The organism is Streptomyces sp. NBC_00310 (genome assembly GCF_036208085.1).
Taxonomy (GTDB): Bacteria; Actinomycetota; Actinomycetes; order Streptomycetales; family Streptomycetaceae; genus Streptomyces.
Map to the genome: position 1 here is coordinate 10,210,702 of NZ_CP130714.1, position 20,436 is coordinate 10,231,137.

The 20,436-nt window shown below is 70.6% G+C and carries 17 protein-coding genes; 11 read left to right on the top strand and 6 right to left on the bottom strand.

Annotation, left to right across the window (positions count from 1 at the left end):
- The first annotated feature begins 94 nt into the window (after positions 1-94).
- From OG202_RS44530 to OG202_RS44540, 3 genes are all read left to right on the top strand, one after another.
- Positions 95-2,134: a DUF1996 domain-containing protein gene (locus tag OG202_RS44530; RefSeq protein ID WP_328224794.1), complete on the top strand. Its 2,040-nt coding sequence runs from the start codon at positions 95-97 to the stop codon at positions 2,132-2,134.
- A 100-nt stretch (positions 2,135-2,234) separates the two neighbouring features.
- Entirely contained in the window at positions 2,235-2,534 is a 300-nt protein-coding gene (locus tag OG202_RS44535) for a hypothetical protein (protein WP_328224572.1), read from the top strand.
- 207 nt (positions 2,535-2,741) lie between these two features.
- Positions 2,742-4,331: a hypothetical protein gene (locus OG202_RS44540; protein ID WP_327726401.1), complete on the top strand. Its 1,590-nt coding sequence runs from the start codon at positions 2,742-2,744 to the stop codon at positions 4,329-4,331.
- 39 nt (positions 4,332-4,370) lie between these two features.
- Here OG202_RS44540 and OG202_RS44545 read toward each other — a convergent pair whose 3' ends face one another.
- Positions 4,371-4,835, bottom strand: coding sequence for an SRPBCC family protein (locus OG202_RS44545; RefSeq protein ID WP_328224573.1), 465 nt, complete (start codon positions 4,833-4,835; stop codon positions 4,371-4,373).
- Between the two features lie 115 nt (positions 4,836-4,950).
- Positions 4,951-5,379, bottom strand: a complete 429-nt coding sequence (gene tnpA / locus OG202_RS44550; RefSeq protein WP_328224574.1) for an IS200/IS605 family transposase — start codon at positions 5,377-5,379, stop codon at positions 4,951-4,953.
- A 50-nt stretch (positions 5,380-5,429) separates the two neighbouring features.
- Here tnpA and OG202_RS44555 point away from each other — a divergent pair, with 50 nt between their 5' ends.
- Entirely contained in the window at positions 5,430-6,644 is a 1,215-nt protein-coding gene (locus OG202_RS44555) for an RNA-guided endonuclease InsQ/TnpB family protein (RefSeq protein WP_328224575.1), read from the top strand.
- A gap of 357 nt (positions 6,645-7,001) precedes the next feature.
- Positions 7,002-8,030 (top strand): hypothetical protein, encoded by a 1,029-nt coding sequence (locus OG202_RS44560; protein WP_328224576.1) that lies wholly within the window; start codon positions 7,002-7,004, stop codon positions 8,028-8,030.
- Positions 8,031-8,182: 152 nt separating this feature from the next.
- Here OG202_RS44560 and OG202_RS44565 read toward each other — a convergent pair whose 3' ends face one another.
- Positions 8,183-8,548, bottom strand: a complete 366-nt coding sequence (locus OG202_RS44565) for a cupin domain-containing protein (protein WP_326573946.1) — start codon at positions 8,546-8,548, stop codon at positions 8,183-8,185.
- 149 nt (positions 8,549-8,697) lie between these two features.
- Between OG202_RS44565 and OG202_RS44570 the strand changes: the two genes are divergently transcribed.
- A complete protein-coding gene (locus OG202_RS44570) occupies positions 8,698-10,992 on the top strand; it encodes an MMPL family transporter (RefSeq protein WP_326585489.1) in 2,295 nt (764 codons plus the stop codon).
- Between the two features lie 46 nt (positions 10,993-11,038).
- On the opposite strand, the gene OG202_RS44575 is transcribed toward OG202_RS44570, so the two are convergent.
- Both OG202_RS44575 and OG202_RS44580 read right to left on the bottom strand, forming a co-directional pair.
- Positions 11,039-13,318, bottom strand: coding sequence for a M4 family metallopeptidase (locus tag OG202_RS44575; RefSeq protein ID WP_328224577.1), 2,280 nt, complete (start codon positions 13,316-13,318; stop codon positions 11,039-11,041).
- A gap of 365 nt (positions 13,319-13,683) precedes the next feature.
- The gene (locus OG202_RS44580) at positions 13,684-14,499 is read right to left on the bottom strand and encodes an SAM-dependent methyltransferase (protein WP_326573942.1); all 816 of its coding nucleotides are present in this window, start codon (positions 14,497-14,499) and stop codon (positions 13,684-13,686) included.
- Between the two features lie 206 nt (positions 14,500-14,705).
- On the opposite strand from OG202_RS44580, the gene OG202_RS44585 reads away from it, so the two are divergent.
- The 5 genes from OG202_RS44585 (at position 14,706) to OG202_RS44605 (ending at position 19,172) form a co-directional block, all read left to right on the top strand.
- Positions 14,706-15,410, top strand: coding sequence for a hypothetical protein (locus OG202_RS44585; protein ID WP_328224578.1), 705 nt, complete (start codon positions 14,706-14,708; stop codon positions 15,408-15,410).
- Between the two features lie 168 nt (positions 15,411-15,578).
- Positions 15,579-15,797, top strand: coding sequence for a hypothetical protein (locus tag OG202_RS44590; protein ID WP_326573938.1), 219 nt, complete (start codon positions 15,579-15,581; stop codon positions 15,795-15,797).
- Between the two features lie 268 nt (positions 15,798-16,065).
- A complete protein-coding gene (locus OG202_RS44595; protein WP_327726397.1) occupies positions 16,066-16,905 on the top strand; it encodes a class I SAM-dependent methyltransferase in 840 nt (279 codons plus the stop codon).
- A gap of 600 nt (positions 16,906-17,505) precedes the next feature.
- Positions 17,506-18,582: an enoyl-CoA hydratase/isomerase family protein gene (locus OG202_RS44600; protein WP_328224579.1), complete on the top strand. Its 1,077-nt coding sequence runs from the start codon at positions 17,506-17,508 to the stop codon at positions 18,580-18,582.
- A 59-nt stretch (positions 18,583-18,641) separates the two neighbouring features.
- Positions 18,642-19,172, top strand: coding sequence for a GNAT family N-acetyltransferase (locus OG202_RS44605; protein WP_328224580.1), 531 nt, complete (start codon positions 18,642-18,644; stop codon positions 19,170-19,172).
- 256 nt (positions 19,173-19,428) lie between these two features.
- Here OG202_RS44605 and hemC read toward each other — a convergent pair whose 3' ends face one another.
- A complete protein-coding gene (gene hemC / locus OG202_RS44610) occupies positions 19,429-20,361 on the bottom strand; it encodes a hydroxymethylbilane synthase (protein ID WP_326573929.1) in 933 nt (310 codons plus the stop codon).
- Positions 20,362-20,436 lie beyond the last annotated feature (75 nt).

A 20,436-nucleotide genomic window follows, 5' to 3' on the forward strand; every position in this document is an offset into this window, starting at 1 on the left:
TTCCGTGGGACGCACCACCAGGCGCAGACGCCCATCAGGAGCACGGCGCGCGACCTCTGCCGCGATCGCGCTGATCTTGGGCGGAGGCGGGCTCGTGGTCGTCAACGTCTACGCGTCGGCCACCGAGGACGGCTCGCCCGACGACTCCGTCCAGCAGGTCAATTCCGCCGCCGGCACGATCGACTGCCCGGACGTCGGCGGCGAACTGACGGAGGTGCCCGACGGGGCGCGGGCGGAGGTCGACAAGGAACTCGCCGCCCTGGACCAGCAGATAGCCGAGGCCTACCAGCGGCTGCAGAACTCCGTGCAGGCCCAGCAGCAGGACAGCGGCTTCGCCGACAACGCGATCATGAACCCGTTGAAGGAGAAGCGGGGCGCGACGATCGAGCGGATCGCGATCGCCATCGACCGCGTCGGGGACCGCCCCGACGGGCTCGACTCCCTCGCCGCCTGTGAACTGCGCCCCGCCGAGAACCAGAACGCCGGCCAGAACGGTGGCGAGCAGGACGGCGGTGACCAGAACGACGCCGGTCAGAACGACGGTGGTGACGGGCAGGACCAGGGCGACCAGCAGGACGGTCAGGACCAGCAGGGCAACGGCGGTCAGGCGGGCAACGGGCCGGTGGCCGCGGACTACGCCGACATCACCTCCGTCCAGCCGAACGCGCGGAACGAGGGCGGCCGGCAGGGCTCGACCGGCAGCTTCAGCACGGCCTGCGGTGTGAACGCCAATGGCGTGTTCAACTCGGACAACGTCATCGTCGCCCCGGGTGTCTCCAACGGAGCCCACCACTTCCACGACTACGTCGGCAACCAGGGCAACAGCGCGTTCGCCAGCGACGAGGACCTCGCCGCCGCCGACACCAGCTGTGAGAACCAGGGCGACAAGTCCTCGTACTTCTGGCCGGTGATCCGCCTCCAGAACGGCACCGCCGAGCAGGACGCCAACTCTCCCGGCGGCGGCATCGAGGGCAACGCCGGTGAGATCGTGACGCCCAAGGACGTCACGATGACGTTCGAGGGCAGCCCGCGCGGTGAGGTCGCGGAGATGCCGCGGCTGCTGCGCATCATCACCGGCGACGCCAAGGCCTTCGTCAACGGCACGGCCAACGCCAACGCGTCCTGGAGCTGCACCGGCTTCGAGGACCGGCAGCTGAAGGACAAGTACCCGCTCTGCCCCTCCGGCAGCGACGTCGTGCGTACCTTCAAGTTCCAGAGCTGCTGGGACGGCCGCAACATCGACAGCGCCAACCACCGCACCCACGTGGCCTTCGCCGCCGCGGACGGCAGCTGTGCCGCCGGCTTCAAGGCCATTCCGCAGCTGGTCCAGCGCATCGTCTACGACGTCGACGCCCCGAGCCTCCAGGACGGCGGCCGTACGACCCCGCTGTTCGCCGTGGACTCCTTCCCCGAGCAGCTCCACAAGGCCGTCACCGACCACGGCGACTTCATCAACGTCTTCGACGAGGACCTGATGCGGGAGATGGTGGACTGCATCAACGACGGTCGCGAGTGCGACGCGGCCGACGTCGGCGGTGACCAGGGCGATGGTGACGACCAGGGCGACGGCGGCGACGCCGGTCAGGGCGATGACCAGGGCCAGGGCCAGGAGCAGCCGGGCAACGACCAGGACCAGAACGACGGCCAGGACCAGAACGACGGCCAGGACCAGGACCAGAACGACGGCCAGGACCAGGAGCAGCCCGGCGGCGACCAGGACCAGGGCCAGGACCAGGGCCAGAACGAGAACCAGGACGAGAACACGGCCGAGCCCACCGAGACCGCTCAGGCACCCGGCGGCGGTGACGACGAGGCGAACCAGGGCGGCGACAAGGAGCCCCAGGTCCTCGGCTCGTTGAAGGCGACCCAGCGCGGCAACGCCGCCGGGGGCGAGGGCGGCGACAAGGGCGCGGACAACGCCGGGGACGGCGGCGACGCGGCCGTGGCCCCCGAGCAGACGACGCCCGTCGCCAACATCCCGTCGGCCGCCGGCCAGCCCGGATCGCAGGGGTCCGAGTCGGCTACGGGCGACCTCGCCGAGACCGGGGCGCAGTTGTGGCCCACCATGATCGGCGGCGTGGCCGTGCTCGCCGGAGTCGTCCTGCTCCGCCGGGTCAGCCGCCGGGGCTACTGACCCCGGGACGGCCGTCCGGACGCGATCCCCATGCTCCGCCAACCTGGTCGGTCCGAACGGGAATCGACCTGTATCCGATGACTCGGACTCGGGGCGGAGCATGGCGGAGGTCCGGGCCCGGCGGCTGCCGCTGCTCGGCGATGTGGCGTCGGCCGCCGTGGTGCTCATGGCCAGGGTGGCCGCACGGCTGGGCTCGGAAAGCGGCGCCGACACCTCCCTGCCCGTGACACCGGCGCTCGGCGCGGCGATCGCCGGAAGCCCGGCCGTCGGATCGGCCCCCCTCGGGGAGGCCGCCTTTGGGAGCGGTCACCGCCCACGCCGGCCGCGCCCCGTACGACCCTGTGCGGATCCCGGACCGGGGGCGGAAAAAACCCCGCTCGTCGAGCGAACCGGGCGGTGACCCCCGTGCGTCAACAGGCTGTGGGACCTGTACCTTTCACGCACCGACGGGCGGTGCGGACGACGCTTTCGCGCCATCTCCCGGGCGGTGGTCACGAATGGAAATCGATCTCTGCCGGCGCCCGAGAATCACCTGTCGCGGCATCGAGTTTCGGCCGTACACTGACAATTCGTAAGCATGCGGGTGGAGTTGACGGGGGGATCCGAGATGTCCGGGGATCAGTACGGTGTAAGAGACCAGGACGGCTGGAGCCACAGCTTCGTCGTGCCGCCCGTCCCGCCCATGCCACCGGGGCCGCCGCCCGGCCCGGCGGACGGCTGGCGGGCCGTCGGGGTGGGCCTGCTGAACCTCAGCGGTCTCGGGCTCGGCTATGCCCTGATGCGGCGTCCCCTTCTGATGCTGGTGTGCTGGGTGGCCACCGGTCTCCTGCTCTTCACGGTGCTGCCGGCCGACCCTGACGGCGTCTCGGGCGCCACCCTCACCGTCTACGGCCTGTTCCTCCTCCTCGTCGCCGTCCACAGTGCCTTCCTGGGCCTGCGCAACCGCCTGGTGTGGCCCGCGCAGTCCCCGCTCGCCATCGTGCTCGGCGTCCTCCTCCTCGGCGTACCGGTCGCGAGCGGTCTGCTCTACGAGACCGCGCGGAAGGAAGCCGTCGAGGAGATGCTCCTGGACCGGCTGGAGAAGGCCGACGACCTGGTGAACAAGGCCTCCGGCGAGTCCTTCTCCACGACCCAGTCCGAGTACCGCAAAGCCCTCACCGCATACGACGACCTCAGCACCGACCACCCCGACTCCCGTGCGGCCGAGAAGGTCCCCGACCGGATGAAGACCTTCTACACGACGGTCGGCGCGCCCTACGAGGAGCAGGAGTACTGTGACGCGGTCGCTCCCCTCGAGTACCTGCGCACGGTCCCGCAGACCGTGAGCAAGAAGGACCTCGGCTCGCTGGCGACCTGGCCCGACGACCGGCTCGCCACCTCGCTGTACGAGTGTGCCTCCGCCGGTCTGGCGGGCGGCACGGCCGGCTGGCAGGACCAGTTCAGCGACCTCCTCACCACGTTCCCCGACTCGGACCAGGCGGCGAAGGTCGAGCCGGACGTCAAGCGGGCCGTGGACAAGGCGGTCAAGGCCGTGGGCGGCGACGACCCGTGCACCGCCGTGGACCAGCTGGAGACGCTCGGCTCCCAGGTCAAGGCGCTGCCGGGGGACAAGGCCGGCGTGGCCGACGCCCTCGCCGCCGACGCCGGACGGGCCGAGGACTCGGCGTCCGCGGGCGTCTACACCTGCGGCGTGGACCAGTACCGGGACGGCGACTTCGCCGAGGCGGTGACCTCGATGAACGACTTCGTCGACGCCAACAAGAAGCACAAGAACGCGCCGCGCGCGAAGAAGATAGCGATCGCCGCCGAGATCGCGCAGGAGGTCCCGGAGGCGGGCAAGAAGCTGCCCACCACACGCTCCGGCGGCAGCATCTCCGTCACGGTCAAGAACGACAGCCCCGACGAGATCCAGGTCATGTACACCGGCCCGGTGACCGGCACCTTCACCCTGAAGGGCTGCGGCAGCTGTTCCAGCTACGACTGGAGCAGCACGCTGAACCCCAGCTTCAAGCCGTGCAGCGGCAACGACAACTACCCGCAGCGCACGATCAGCCTCCCGGTCGGCACCACGTACTTCCTGCACAAGCCGAAGGGTGACAGCGCGTCCAGCGCCGCCTCCGACACCGCCAAGCTGGAGTCGGGCTACATCTACACAGAGTGCGCCTACGTGACCTCGGGCTACGGCCTGAACTCCTGACGCACCCGGGCACGGTGACCGGAGGGCCGCAGGGGCGGCTCAGCTCCTGCGGCCCTCCACCCACCCGGCGACGTCGTCGAGGTCCTTCGCGACGGCCTTGCGCACGGCCCGGGCACCGATACCGCCCATGACCTTGGTGAGCAGACCCGCGACGGCACCGGTCGACTGCGCCGAGAACGTCAGCCGGATCGCCGTCGAGGCCGGTTCGTCGGCCCGCAGCAGCCACTCCGACACATAGCGGGAGCCGTGCGACTCGGCCTCCACCACATAGCGCTCGGGCGGCTCGCTGACGGTCACCCACATCTCCTCGGTGGCGTCCTTGCCGAACATCCGCCGGGTCTCCCGCCACCGCGTGCCCACCCCGAAGCCCCCGTCCGTGAGGACCTCGACCCTCGTGACACCGCTGAGCATCCGATGCATCCCGCCGAGGTCCGTCAGGGCCTCCCACACCCGCCCCTGAGAAGCGGCGACCCGCCGCTCGACTACGACACTTCTGCTGGTCATGACTCCCATCCCTTGTTCTTCGCAGGGAATCCCGGCCTTTAGGCCGGGCGGGAATGCGATCCTCGGCCCGGAGGCGCGGAGCGCCGGAGTTCTTTGCGCTCTTTTGTTCTGACGGTCAGGTCGGCCGCTTCTGGTTTTCGATGTAGTCCTTGACGATGCTCAGGGGTGCTCCGCCGCAGGATGCCGCGAAGTAGGACGGGGACCAGAACACGGACCCGGTGCCGGTCCGGTTGATCCGGCCGGTGTACTCCGCACGCAGGTAGCGGGAGCTGACGCCCTTGAGGCTGTTGACGAGCTTGGACAGGGCGATCTTCGGCGGGTAGTGCACGAGCAGATGGACGTGATCGTCTTCGCCGTTGAACTCGCGCAGCTCCGCGCCGAAGCTCTCACACACCTCCCGCATGATCTCCTCGCAGCGCGTCAGCATCTCGTCATTGAAGACCTCCCGCCGATACTTGGTGACAAACACCAAGTGTGCATGGAGGTTGAAAACTACATGATTCCCTCGACGGATATCGGGATCTGGTTCCCAGCGCGGTGACATACACCAAGTGTAGTAACATCGGGTGGACTCGACTGGAGGGGGTGGGCTGGATGATCCGTGCGTACAAGTTCCTCCTGCGGCCCACCGTCCGTCAGGCCCAGGCGCTGGCCGAGATGCTGCGCGATCACTGTTCCCTATACAACGGGGCCTTACAGGAACGGCGTGACGCCTACCGGCACGTCTCGAAGACGAGCGTCAACTACGGCGGCCAGTCGGCGCAGCTCAAGGAGATCCGGGCGTTCGACCCGGAGTGTCAGGGCCGCTGGTCGTTCAGCTCGCAGCAGGCCACCCTGCGCCGTCTCGACAAGGCGTTCGCCGCGTTCTTCCGCCGGGTCAAGTCCGGGGAGACACCTGGCTATCCACGCTTCCGGGGGGTGAACTGGTTCGACACGGTGGACTTCCCGAAGGACGGGGACGGCTGCCGGTGGAACTCCGCCCCGCACGACCCGGCCACCCGCGTCCGCTTCCAGGGCGTCGGGCATGTGAAGGTCAACCAGCACCGGCAGGTGCCTGGCAAGGTCAAGACCGTCTCGGTGAAGCGTGAGGGCCGTAAGTGGTTCGTCGTAGTGACCGCCGAACAGGAGCGGCCCGAGCCGCTGCCGGCGAGTGGGTCCGTGGCCGGGATCGACCTGGGCATCGCGAACTTCCTCGCCGACTCCAACGGCGACTTCGTGCCCAACCCGCGCCACGGGCGTAAGGCCGCCGCGAAACTCGAAGCAGCACAGCAGGCCCTGTCCCGCTTCCCGCGATGCAAGGCCAAGGACCGCACCGGCAACCACCGGCGCGCCGTGGAGAAAGTCGCCGAGCTGCACGGCAAGGTACGCCGTCAGCGGCTCGACCACGCACACAAGACCGCCCTCGGCCTGGTCCGCGCGCACGACGTCATCGCGCACGAAGACCTCAGGATCCGCAACATGAGCGAGGCCCCCGCACCCAGGCCCGACCCCGACAGTCCGGGCACGTTCCTGCCCAACGGGGCCGCGGCGAAGGCCGGGCTCAACAAGTCGATCAGCGATGCCGGTTGGGGGGTGTTCCTGACGATCCTGCACGCCAAGGCTGAAAGCGCCGGACGGGAAGTGATCGCCGTGGACCCCCGCAACACCTCCCGCACCTGCCCCGAATGCGGGCACACCGACAAGGAGAACCGGCCCACCCAGGAACAGTTCCACTGCCTCGCCTGCGGCCACGCCGCGCACGCCGACACCGTGGGCGCCATCAACGTATTACGGGCCGGGCTGGTCCGTCGCAACGCCAACCCGGCATAGCGAGAAGCCCCCGGCTTCAGCCGGGGGAGGAGTCACGAAAGCACCGGGCACCGACACCGACACCCGCCCCAGGACGGCCACCACCCCGGCCGACGCGCCAGGTTGCGTAGGCGGGGTGCGTAGTTCTACGGACGACCGCGCGGGAGACGTTCTGCGAGGCTTGGATCTTCAGATTCTGCCTGGGCCCGTGGGGCCGCATGGAAGGGATCCGGTCGCGGGTATTTCTCCTCCACGCGTGCGAACACGACACTCCGCCGCCTCGTCCGGCGGCCCGGCGGGGCGAGTTCCGGCTCCGCCGCCGCACCCCGTCCACCACGAGCCGTCGCGCCCCATCCACCACGACACGAGGAGAAGCCGATGACCGAACGCCCCGAGGGTGCGCCGGCGCAACCGCAGCCGCAGGACCAGCCGTCCGCGTCCCCGGCCTGGCCGCCCCCGGGACAGCCCGGTCCCCAGGCCCAGCCGCAGGCGGCCCTGCCCGCCGGTCCCGCCGCACAGTCCCCGCCGCAGGCACCGGCCCCGGTGCCGACACCGACTCAGGCGGAGATACCGGTCCCGGCGCAGGCCCAGACGCAGGTACCGGCCCAGGCGGCCCAGAGCGCCTACCCCTACCCGAATCCCCAGTCACCGGCCGGCTACGGCCCCCCGGTCGCGCCGGCACCCGCCCAGGGCCATCCGTACGGCCAGCCTCCGGGCGGTTATCCGCCGGGCGGCTACCCGACCCTCGGCGCCCCGCCCTCGACGGGCGCCGGCGGACGCGCCGTGCTGTGGGCGCTGGTGGGCGCCGTGGTGGCCTCCGCGGCGTGGGCCGGCGGTGTCTTCCTGCTCGGCAAGGACGACGCCGAGGCGGACCTGCGCGGTTACCGGGCCCAGTCCGACCTCTGCTCCTCGGTGGACTACTCGTCGTTCAAGAACGAGTACCCGGAGGAGGACAGCTCCCCGGTGGACCAGTCCCTGGAGCACACGGCCCTCGACCAGAGCTACTGCAGTATCTCTCTCAAGAAATCCTCGGCCTCCTCCCTCTCCGACGCGTACTTCTCGGTCGAGGTGAACCTTCACAAGAAGACCGACCCCGGCCCCGAGTTCACCGCCCTGTGGTCCGAGTACGACCAGAGATACGAGGACTACGACGTCGAGAAGGTCACCGGCCTCGGTGACGAGGCGTACCTCGTCACCGAGGACACCACCTCCGGCGACGACAACAGCGGCAGCCGCGCGGCCACTCTCGCGGTGCGCGACGGCTGGATGACGTACGAGATGAGCTGGAGCGCCTACGGCTCCACCTACGACGACGTGACCATGCCGGACGTGGACGACGTCGAGGGGTGGCTCAAGAGCGACACGAACGCGACGCTGGACAACCTGCGGGAGTCCGACGGGATCTAGAGCCGATCCGGGCGCACGCCCGCCCGTCCGCCCGCGCGCGGACAGATGGACGGACGGGCGGACGGGTGGACAGACGGACGGACGGGTGGACAGACGGACGGAGGCGGGGCGCGCACGCCACCGCCTCCGCTCCCTCTCGCACCCGAATCGACTCAGTCGTCCTTCGCCTTGGCGTAGTCCTGCGCCATCTGGCCGGCGAAGTCGTACAGCAGGCACTGCTCGTCGCCGACGACCCACGCGTCGTGTCCCGGCGGGCACACGAAGGCGTCGCCCGGCCCGACCTCGCCCTCACCACCGTCGTCCATGCGGATGTGCATGCGTCCCCGCACGACATAGCCGTTGTGGTGGACCTGGCAGCTCTCCGTGCCCGCGATGGGGGCCACGGACTCGGACCAGCGCCAGCCCGGTTCGAAGGTGGCCACGGCGAAGTCGAGGCCCGTGAGGTGCACGGCCTCAAGGTGCCCCCGTGGGAAATCTCGCCGTTCGTCCGGCTTCTCGACCGTCTTGATCTCCAGCATCACGGCTCCTTCCGCTAGGCCGCCCCACCTCCCCATCGTCCGCCTGTCAAGCCGGAGCCGCCAACCGGGGGACCGGCCTCCGCTGACGTGCCGGGCCGCCGGGAGCGTCGTGTAATGGGGTCCGGGAGATCGCTCCCATGGGAGAGACGATGCGCTCAGGTCGTTCCGGCGGGGAAGGCGGCGCCGAGCCCGCGGCGGGCAGACTGCGGCGACTCGGTGAATGGTGCGCCCGGCACTTCGTGGTCGTCATCGTCGCCTGGCTGGTCGCCCTCGCGGCCCTTCAGGTGCTGAACCGGTCCTACGGCGGCGACTACTCGGATGACTTCTCCCTCCCGGGCGTGCAGTCCCAGGAAGGCCTGGAGGTGCTGCAGAAGCACGATCCGGCGGCCGGCGGCTACAGCAGCCAGATCGTCCTGCACGACAAGGACAAGGCGCTCACCTCGCTCGGCTCGCAGATGTCCGACACGGTCGACGACCTGCAGAAGCTGCCGCACGTGCTCTCGGTGCAGAATCCACTCACCGCACCCGCCACACAGCCGTCGCAGTCGTCGGGGCAGTCGCAGCAGCCGAACGTCGGCCCGCTGTCGTCCGACCAGAAGACGGCGTACATCACCATCCGCTTCGACGTGCAGCCCTCGACCCTCCAGGACAGCTATCTGGACGGCGTGGACGACTCCGTCCAGCCGCTGCGGTCGGCGGGCGCCGAGGTCGAGTACGGCGGACCGCTCGGCGAACTGGCCCGGCCCGCGGCCGACGACCGGGTGAGCGAACTCATCGGGTTCGCGGTGGCGATCGTCGTCCTCCTCGTCGGCTTCGGCAGTGTGATCGCGGCCGGGCTGCCCCTGGTGACCGCGCTGCTGAGCGCGATCGGTGGCCTGGCCTGTCTCGGGCTGCTCGCCTCCGCGTTCACCTTCGCCACCGTGTCCCCGACCCTGGCGACGATGATCGGCCTCGGCGTGGGCATCGACTACGCCCTGTTCCTGATCACCCGGCACCGGCAGAACCTCATGGACGGCGCCGACCCGGTGCGCGCGGCCGGGTACGCAGCGTCGACCAGCGGCCGCGCCGTCCTCGTCTCGGGCTGTACGGTGATCATCGCCCTGTGCGGGCTGTACGCGTCCGGCGTGAGTTTCATCGGGAAACTCGGTCTCGCGGCCGCCGTCACCGTCGTCTCGGCGGTCATCGGCGCCCTGACCCTGGTCCCGGCCCTGCTGGGGCTCATCGGCCGCCGGATCGACCGCTTCCACGTGCGCGAACCGGTCGCCGAGACCGGCGTCGAGGAGGGGGCCGAGATCCAGGGCACCTGGCACCGCTACGCCCAGCGCGTGGAGCACCGGCCCTGGCGGTTCCTGGCCGCGGGCGTCACGACGATCGCCATCCTCGCGATCCCCGTCTTCTCCATCCAACTCGGCCACATCGGCGACGGCGCCGACCCCACCTCCTTCACCGACCGGCGCGCCTACGACCTGATGACCGACGCCTTCGGCCCCGGCTCCAACGGCCCGCTCACCGTCGTCATCGACCAGACCTCCGTCCCGTCGTCCGACCGTCAGACCCTGCAGAGCACCGCGCAGAAGAACCTCGACGCCGTGGAGGGAGCGCACGCGGTCACCCCGCTGTCCGCCACCCAGGACGGGGACGTCCTGGTCGGCACGGTCTATTCGAAGGAGTCCCCGCAGGACGCCGACACCACGGACCTGGTGAACCGTCTGGTCGACGACACCCTGCCCGCCTCGGTCTCCGGAACCAAGGCCGAGGGGTACGTCACCGGCACCACGGCCTCCCAGGTGGACTTCCGCGACATCGTGGCGAGCCGGCTGCCTCTCATCATCGCCGTCGTCGTCGCCCTGGCCTTCCTGATCATCCTGATCGTGTTCCGGGGCCTGCTGGTCGCGTTGAAGGCGGCGGCCCTCAACGTCCTGTCCATCACCGCCTCGTACGGCGTGGTCGTCGCCGTCTTCCAATGGGGCTGGGGCGGCCCGGCACTCGGCGTCTCCGGCAAGGTGCCCATCGAGAGCTATGTCCCGATGATGATGTTCGCCATCATCTTCGGGCTGAGCATGGACTACGAGATCTTCCTGCTCTCCCGCGTCCACGAGGCCTGGCTGCGCACCGGCGACGCCCGCGCCGCCGTCGCCCACGCCCTGGAGATCACCGCGCGCGTCATCACCTGCGCCGCCCTGATCATGGTGAGCGTCTTCGCCGCGTTCATCATCAGCGACAACATCGTCGTCAAGATGCTCGGCCTCGGCCTCGCCGTGAGCGTCCTCATCGACGCGACGGTCGTACGCCTGCTCCTCGTCCCGGCGGTGATGACCCTCCTGGGCCGCCACGCCTGGTGGACGCCGCACTGGCTGGACCGCGTGCTGCCGCACATCGACGCGGAGGGGGACACGGCCGAACGGCCGGTCCCGCAGGGGCGGGACCGGCCGCTCAGCAGCTGACTTGCTTCAGTGGAAGAAGAGTTGACGCATCGTCAGAGAGCGATCGTCAGAACGTCAGCTTCCAGCTGTTGATGTGGCCGGTGTCGAGGCTGGCCACGTCCTGGACCCGCAACTTCCAGGTGCCCGCAGCGGTTTCGGCGGAGGCGTCCACCGTGTACGTGGCGACCACGTTGTCGGCCGAGTCGGACGAGGCGGAGTTCTTCAGCCGGTACGCCGTGCCGTCCGGGGCCACGAGGTCGATGACCAGGTCACCGCGCCAGGTGTGGACGATGTCCACATCCACGGTGAGCGCGCTGGACGCCGCCCCGGCCCGGTTGACGTTGATCGGGGACTCGACGGTGGAGTTGTCGGGGATCTGGTAGTCGGCGGTGTTCTCGAACACCGACTGGTTCCCCTCCTCGTCCACCCGCCAGGCGAAGCTCGCCGTACCGGTCTCGTCGGCCGAGTCCGTCACGGTGACGGTCGGCGTCCAGTTCCCGGCCGTGGTCGGCGTACCCGAGATACGGCCCGTGGTGGCGTCGATGGACAGCCCGTCCGGGAGACCGGCGGCCGCGTACGACAGGGCGCCGGCGTTCGTGGACGACGCCTGGACGTCCAGGGTGACGGCCTGGCCGGTCAGGGAGTACTGGGCGGCCGGCGGGACGACGGTCACGCCGTCGAGGATCCGGGAGCCGACGTTGATCGCGGCCCAGGCGTTGGCGGTGTTGTTGTAGGTCACCGAGCCGAGCCCGTACAGGTCGGCGGCGGCCTGCAGGGTGGCGGTGCGGGCGGCCGCGTAGTTGGTCGTGGACGTCATGTACGTGGTGAGCGCCCGGAACCAGATCTTCTCGGCGGCGTCCCTGCCTATCGGCGTCACCGGAAGCCCGTCGAAGGTCGGCGAGTCGTAGGAGACACCGTTGACGACCTTCGCGCCGCTGCCCTCGGAGGCCAGGTAGTACCAGTGGTTGGCCGGGCCCGAGGAGTAGTGGACGTCGACGTTGCCGAGCGTGGAGGACCAGTAGTCGCGCGAGGAGCCGTCCTTGCTGGGCTTGTCCATGTAACGCAGCGGCGTACCGTCGCCGTTGATGTCGATCTTCTCGCCGACGAGGTAGTCCCCGACGTCCTCGCTGTTGCCGGCGGCGAACTCGACCGCGGCGGCGAAGATGTCGGAGGTCGCCTCGTTCAACCCGCCGGACTCACCGCTGTAGACGAGGTTGGCGGTGACCGATGTCAGGCCGTGCGTCATCTCGTGCGCGGCCACGTCGATCGAGGTGAGCGGGTTGGCGTTGCCCGACCCGTCGCCGTACGTCATGCAGAAGCAGGAGTCCTGCCAGAACGCGTTGACGTAGTTGTTGCCGTAGTGGACCCGGCTGTACGGCGCGACCCCGTCGTTGCGCAGTCCGTTCCGGCCATGGACGTTCTTGTAGTAGTCCCAGGTCAGCGCGGCCCCGTAGTGCGCGTCCGCGCCCGCGGTCTCCAGGTTGGCGGCGGTCCCGTCACCCCAGACGTCGTCGGTCCCGCTGAACAGCGTGCCCGTCCCGGACGAGCCGCGGTTCAGGTTGTACGTACGGTGGTTGCCCCGGTCCGCGTCGGTCAGCGTGTACGACGAACCCGACTGGCTGGTGCCGAGCGTGACCGTGCCGCTGTAGCGGGTGTTGCCCGTGCCGGTGTGCACGGCCTCGTACTCGTACAGCTTCTTCCCGGTCTGCGCGTCGGTGATGACGTGCAGTTCGCTGGGCGTGTCGTCGTGCTGGAAGCCGCTCACGACGGTCTCGTAGGCGAGGGTCGGCGTGCCCTTCGCCGCCCAGACGACCTTGCGGCTGCTGTCCGCCTCGGTCTTGGAGGAACCTTCCTCCTTGGCCGCCGCGACCGCCTGCTTCTCCGCCGCGGCCTTGCTGACCTCGGCGCTGAGGTCCGACACCTTCAGCTCGGGCTTGTACGCCCGGGTGACACTCTCGACCGCGCCGCTCCTGGCGGCGTGGACGACCAGGTCGCCGCCGAGCACCGGGAGTCCGGCGTAGGTGCGCTCGTAGCGGGTGTGCACGGTGCCGTCGGCGTCCTTGACGACGTCACGGACCCGCAACTCCTCCTGGCCGCCGAGGCCGAGGCGGTCGGAGGTCTTGTCCGTGGCCTTCTCGGCCTTCCGGACCAGGGTCTCTCGCTGAGCGGGAGTGAGCTGTGCGGGCAGTGCCCCGCGGTCCGGCTTCGCGGCCGCGGGACGGGCGGTGCCTTCGCCGCCGTCACCGCGTGCGATCGCCGGGGCGCCCGGGACGGCGACGGCGAGGACCGCCGCCGCGACGACGAGGGCGGCCGTGGCCGTGGTACGTCTGTGGGGGGTGGATCTCACGCGAACTCCTTTGCTGCGGCCGACGTTGGACGAGCGGCCGTACGAAGGACCCGGTGCACGGGTCGAGGCACCGGGTAGTGCAGGGAGTACTGCGATGCGGGTGCGCGTGCGCCGTCGTGAGACGGAATGCGCACAGAGTGACAGACGTCGGCCGCCTATGTCAGGGGCATATCAAGTGTTTGGCCGGAAAGTGATCGATCATCGGCCAGAGGGCTGAGGCGCTCCGTACGGGCGCGCACGTTCGTACCCTCATGCGCCAATGCGCCAATGCGCCAACGCGCTCAGGCCCCGCCCCCGTTGCGCTCTGAGGCTCGGGGAAGGCGGATGCCCGGGCGCGGATCGCTCCCGGGCATCACGACGTGTCGTCAGGGCTTGCGGGCGAGGCCGCCGTGTTCGGCGATGACTGCCGGGGTCGGGTCGGTGGGGGCCGGGCGCCAGTGGGGGACCGAGACGACGCCGGGGTCCAGGAGTTCCAGGCCGTCGAAGAACGAGGTGATCTCGTCGACGGTGCGGAGGTTGTAGGGCACGGCGCCGCTCTCGTTGTACCCGTCCTGGGCCTCTTCGAAGATCGGGTCGATGCCCCGGGAACCGTCGTTGATGGAGAGGTAGCTGCCGGACGGCAACGCCCCCATCAGGCGGTCGATGATCGAGCGTGCCTGGTCGTGGTCGGCCACGTGGCCCAGGATGTTGCTGAGGATCAGCGCGGTCGGTCGGCTGAAGTCCAGTGTGTCGGCGGCGGCCGCGAGGATGCGGTCCGGGTCGAGCACGTTGGAGTCGACGTAGGAGGTCGCCCCCTCCGGCGTGGAGTAGAGCAGGGCGCGGGCGTGGGCCAGGACCATCGGGTCGTTGTCGACGTAGACGATCCGGGTCTCGGGGGCGATCCGCTGGGCGACCTCATGGGTGTTGTCGGCGGTCGGCAGGCCCGTTCCGACGTCCAGGAACTGCCGTATGCCGGCCTCGGCGACCAGGTAGGTGATGTTGCGGCGCAGGAAGGCCCGGCTGCTGCGCGCGATGGTCACGATGCCGGGGAACACGGCGGTGTACGCGTCGCCGGCCTGTTCGTCGACGGGGTAGTTGTCCTTCCCGCCCAGCCAGTAGTTCCAGATACGGGCCGAGTGCGGCACCGAGGTGTCGATCTTCTGATGCGCCGCCGGTCCGGGCGTGGTCGCGTGGTCGGTCATGTCTACCGTCCGTCTTTCAGCCGAAGCGAGGAGTTCCGGACACAACCTACGTCCCGACACCCGTGTTCCGTACGCCAGTTCACATTTCCGGTGGGCCCGAGCAGGGGTTTTCACAGCGAAGCCCCAGTGTCGGTCGGTGGCTCGGTGGCAGGGTGGCAGGGCGGCCCCGTGGTCCTGCCGGCGGAGGCTGATGGCAGCCTGGTGGCGTGCGGATCGAAGGATACGAGGATCTCGGCGGCCCCTTGTTCGCGGGTGAGCCACTGACGGCTCGCCCGGGCTTCTGGTCGAATCAACTGCTGGGCCTGTGCGCCCGTGGACCGGGTGGCGAGCCGGAGTGGTTCGGCGACGACGGAGCCGACGCCGACGCCATGTCCGACGTGCTCTGGAACCCCGAGGGCCGGCCGGTGTTCCGGGTGCCGCTCGCGAACGGGCACGGGATCGCGGTGATCTACCGCAACATCGTCGGGGACTACGGCATCGACTACGTCGCCACCCGTCCCGGCGGGCACCACGCCCAGCAATTCGCCACCTGGGAGGGGGACTTGGTGGGCGACACCGTGACCTGGCCCGAACTGGTCCGTATCGCCGCCGACACCCCGAGTGCCCCGGCGGACGGCCTCACGGACCCGGCCGCCCGCCTCCTTCTCCTGCTTCCCCTGCTCCGCGACCCTGCCCCGCCGACCGAGGCGTCGACGTACCTCACCACGGTCCTGATCACAGCGGGGGCCCCGCAGCACACCGCCCCGGCCACGGCAGGACACCTCCTCGACCACGCATCCGCCGCCGTATGGCACGACCCCACCTGGCCCTCGCCCCTGAGCGGCGGCACGAGCCCTGTCCGCCCCACCGGGAGCGGACTTCTGACGCGGCTGGGCGTCATCCCCGTTGTCCCGACGCGAGATCGGGCGTGATCCGCTGAGGGCGGGCGCGGTTCTTCGAGCCGGGGCCCGCGACCAGGAGCGGTGGTCCGCTCTCCGTGGCTGCGGCTCGCGCACGGACCAGGGGGAACTTCTCGGCTCGAACTGGCGTCCTTCGGGTAGAGGTTCCACGCACCTGGTGCGCGAGGGAAGTGGGTTGCCATGACGACGAACGACCCGGGCAAGATCGAGACCACCCTGGCCGACGGCCGGCGCATGACCCTGTCGCTGCCTCCGACGGACGCGGGATGGGCCGCCGACGGCATCAAGGCCCTGCGCGTCGTCCCGCCCACGCACACCGGCCGCGGCCAGAACCCTCCCGCTCTCCCCGAGCGTCCCGCACTCCCTCTCGAAGTCGCCCTGCTGGGCTTCGCTCTCTGACAGGCCCGGGAACGGTCGACGACGGCGAGGGGCCGCCGCCCGGTGGGCGGACGTCGTGGCGCCGCACGTCGACACACCCACGGACCCCTTCCTCGCGCTGCCGGGGTCGAGCCAGGGCCTCGTCTGTTCCTCGAACCGGAACGCCTCGGCGGGGAGCTGGAGTTGCGGGACCGGCCCAAGCCGGGGCCTGCGGAGGAGTACGTCGAGGAGTCGCCCGACCCGAGTAGCGTGCCCGTGCTGACGCGTTGGGCGAGTGAAGGGAACCGGCATGCCCGAGGGGTGGGAATGGGACCGCACGCTCTTCCGGGGAAGCGCGGCCCATTACGAGCGAGGCCGGCTCCCCTACGCTTCCGGTTTTCCCGAGTCGCTCGCGGAGGCCCTCGCTCTGGACGGCCGGGGCAGACTCCTCGATGTCGGCTGCGGCCCGGGGACCGTGCTGCTGCCGATGGCGCGGTTCTTCACGGAGGCCGTCGGTGTCGATCCGGACGAGGACATGCTGGCCGAGGCCGAGCGACAGGCCGGACGCCGAGGGGTGACCAACGCGCGCTGGGTGGCCGCCCGCGCCGAGGACCTGCCGGCGGGGCTGGGGGAGTTCCGGGTCGTGGTGTTCGCCCAGTCCTTCCACTGGACCGATCGTGACCGCGTCGCGGCCACCGTGCTGGAGATGCTGGAGCCGGGCGGTGCGTTCGTCCACGTGAGCGACCTGAAGGACCCGCCTCCCGGGACGACGGGACTGCCGTCGCCCGCGCCGCCGTACGACCGGATCGGTGACCTGGTACGTCGCTGGCTGGGCCCGGTGCGCCGCGCGGGACAGGGAAAGCTCGTCAACGGCACACCGGGCGGGGAGTCCTTCGTCATCGCGCGTGCCGGGTTCGGGAACTTCGGCCGACTCGTCGTGCCGGCCGGGGAGGTGGTCACCCGCACCTCGGACGACATCGTCGCGTGGGCGTTCTCCCGGTCCGACGCGGCGCCGCACCTGTTCGGCGACCGGCTGCCCGACTTCGAGCGGGAGCTGCGTGCCCTCCTGGAGGAGACGGCCCCCGACAACCGTTTCGCGGAGCGCCTTCCGGCCACCGAGATCAGGACGTGGCGCAAGCCGCCGGCGTGAGCAGAGGAGTCAGCGGCGGGCCGCGGCGCTGTCGGTGGCCGCTGTTACCCCCCCGGGTCGGGGAAAAGATCGACTGACGCCCGTCGGCGCGGACGGCCGTCTTCTTCTCCGCCGCCGGATACACCCCCGCCAGGCCCGCACCTGGGCCCGCACCTGGGCCCAGACCAGCGGCACCCTCCTGTTCCGCTTCGACCGCCAGGGCGGAGTCGAGGCGGTCGACACGGCGCCCACGAACTGTTGGCAGAAGCGGACGCCCGAGGACGGTGACCGGCGGGCAGCGGAGAGCCGGCACCGCGATGCCTGATCCCGCCCGAGAGACACGGTCCCGCCTCGTGGAGCGCCGGGCCGTGACGGTGTGCGTCGTGGAGTGCCGGGCCGTGACGGTGTCCGGAAGCGCGACGGGTAGGCTCGGCTGGCCCAGGGTGCCGGCAAGCTCGGGGCTTTGCGCGGCGGCCGCGCCCACCTGGCTCCTGTTCGGAGCGGGGGCCGTCTCATGACGGATGGCCGCCGGTCGCCACGTCCGGAAGGAACGAACGAGATCATGCGCGTTCTCGAGGCCGCCCGAGGCCTGACAGAGGCAGTCGCGGTGGAGGCAGCCCGATGACCGGCGGCGACGAGCCCGTCCTGCTGCACACCGTCGGCCGGACCGCCCACCTCACCCTCAACCGCCCGAGGGCCCTCAACGCCCTCAACCACGCCATGGTGCGGCGCGTCGACGAGGCACTGACCGCCTGGGAACACGATCCGGCCGTGGAGAGCGTCGTCATCACCGGCGCGGGGGAGCGCGGGCTGTGCGCGGGCGGCGACATCCGCGCCGTCCACGACGACGCCCGCGACGGGGACGGCAGCGCCGCGGCGGCGTTCTGGCGCGACGAGTACCACCTCAACGCCCGTATCGCCCGCTATCCCAAGCCCTACGTCGCCTTCATGGACGGGATCGTGATGGGCGGCGGCGTCGGAGTCTCCGCGCACGGCACCGTCCGTGTCGTCACCGAGCGGTCGCGGATCGCCATGCCCGAGACCGGCATCGGCTTCGTCCCCGACGTCGGCGGCACCCGGCTGCTGGCCCTGGCGCCGGGCGAACTCGGCACCCTCCTCGCCCTCACGGGCACGCAGATCGGCGCCGCCGACGCCCTGCTGTGCGGACTCGCCGACCACTACGTCCCCTCCACGTCGCTCGGGCACCTCCTCGACGACCTCGCGGACCTGCCCGTACAGGACGCCGTCGCCCGGCATGTGCGGCAGCCGCCTCCCGGCGAGCTGGCGGGCCGGCGCGAGTGGATCGACGCCTGCTTCGCCGCCGACACGGCCGAGGAGATCGTCCGGCGGCTGCTCGCCCACGGCGACCCGGCGGCGAAGGAGACCGCCGAGACCCTGCTGGCCAAGTCGCCCACCGCCGTCAAGGTCACCCTGACCGCCCTGCGCCGCGCCCGGCGGCTCGGCTCCCTGGAACAGGTACTGGACCAGGAGTACCGCGTCTCCTGCGCCGCCCTGGCCACCCCCGACCTGGTCGAGGGCATCCGCGCCCAGGTCATCGACAAGGACCGCAACCCCCGCTGGTCCCCGGCCGCTCTCACCGACGTCACCGAAGCCGACGTGGACCGCTTCTTCGAGCCGCTCGGCGCACGCGAACTCGGCCTCGCCCAGCACGAGACCATGCAGGAGACGGCCGGGTGAAGGGGCCCCGGCCGCGCACCGGAGAACACCTGTCACCCGGCCCCCACCAGGCTATCCCCGTGACCGACACCCCCCACGGCATACGCATCAGACCCGGCGGCCCGGCCGACGCTCCGGCCATCCTCGGCATGCTCGACTCGGCGGTGGCCTGGATGAACGACCGCGGCAACACCGAGCAGTGGGGCACGATCCCGTACTCGGAGCGGCCCGACGGGGCGGCACGGGTCGAGCGGTACACGACCGAGAACACCCCGTACATCGCGGAACTGGACGGAACACCTGTCGGCGCCCTGGTCCTGGACTCCGGCCCCAGCCCGCAGATGCCGATCGCGCCGGCCGGTGAACCCGAGCGATACGTCCGCCTCCTCGTCTCCGACCGCCGCCACGCCGGCCTGGGCATCGGCGCGGCCCTGCTGGCCCACGCCGCCGAGGAGACCCGCCGGGCCGGCGTACGACTCCTCCGCGTCGACTGCTGGGCGGGCGGCGACGGCCGTCTCGTCGCCTTCTACGAACGCCACGGCTTCACCCCCACCGCCCGGTTCCTCTCCGACACCTGGCCGGGCCAGGTACTGTCCCGCCGCGTCGACTGACCGCGCCACCGACCCTCACCGACGGTCGCGGCATCCGACGAAGGAAGAATCCGTGCCGCGTGCGGCGGCCGGGTCGCAGACTGCCACGCCGATCGTCAACCGCGACGACTTCGGCATGCGTCCCGCGATCACCACCTGGCGGCGGCCGACGCCATGCGACTCCTCGCTCGGCGGCCCGGGACTCCGTTCGGGATCCACCTCACCGACCCGCACTTCCTGAACAGCTTCTCCCCCGCCACCGAGGAGAAGGTCGCCGTCAGTGAGGGATGCCGTCGATGAGCTCCCGGGCGCCCTGGCGGAGCAGCGCGACCGCGACGGAGGTGCCCAGGGTCGCCGGGTCGAGGCGGCCGGCCCATTCGTGGGCGTTGAGGACCGTCTTGCCGTCGGGGGTGAACACGGACGCGCGGAGGGAGAGTTCACCACTGCGGTCGGTGCCGGCGAAGCCGGCGATGGGGCTGTTGCAGTGGCCCTGGAGGACATGCAGGAGCATGCGCTCGGCGAGGGTCTCCCGATGGGTGTCCGGGTCGCCGAGGCCGCTGACGGTCTCGATGGTGACGGCGTCGTCCTCCCGGCACTGGAGCGCCAGGACGCCCGCGCCGATCGGCGGCATCATCGTCTCGACGGAGAGGATCTCGCTGATGACGTCCGCACGGCCGATCCGCTCCAGACCGGAGACGGCCAGCAGCAGCGCGTCCGCCTCACCGGCGGCGAGCTTCTCCAGTCGGCGGTTGGCGTTGCCGCGGAACGGGATGCAGTCCAAGTGCGGGTGGGAGGCTGCGAGTTGCGCGGTACGCCGTACGGAGGAGGTCCCGATGCGCGTACCGGCGGGCAGCTCGTCCAGGGTGCGCCCGGCGGGGTCCACGAGCGCGTCGCGGATGTCGTCCCGCTTGAGGAACGCGGCGAACATCGTGCCGGCCGGGAGGGGCCGGTCGGCGGGGATGTCCTTCACACAGTGCACGGCGAGATCGGCCTCGCCCGCGATGAGCGCGGCGTCGACCTCCTTGGTGAACGCCCCCTTGCCCTCGACCTTGGAGAGGTCGCCCATCCACTTGTCCCCGGTCGTCTTCACGGGGACCACTTCGGTGCGCAGCGCCGGGTGCAGTACGGCGAGTTCGGCGCGTACACGCTCCACCTGGGCCAGAGCCATGGGCGAGTCTCGGGAGACGATGCGAATCAAATCCTGCGACATGAAGGCACGATAGCCCCTCGGACGAGCCCCCGATGACCACCCTCGCCCCCGGCCCCGCCCTCACCTTCGACGACC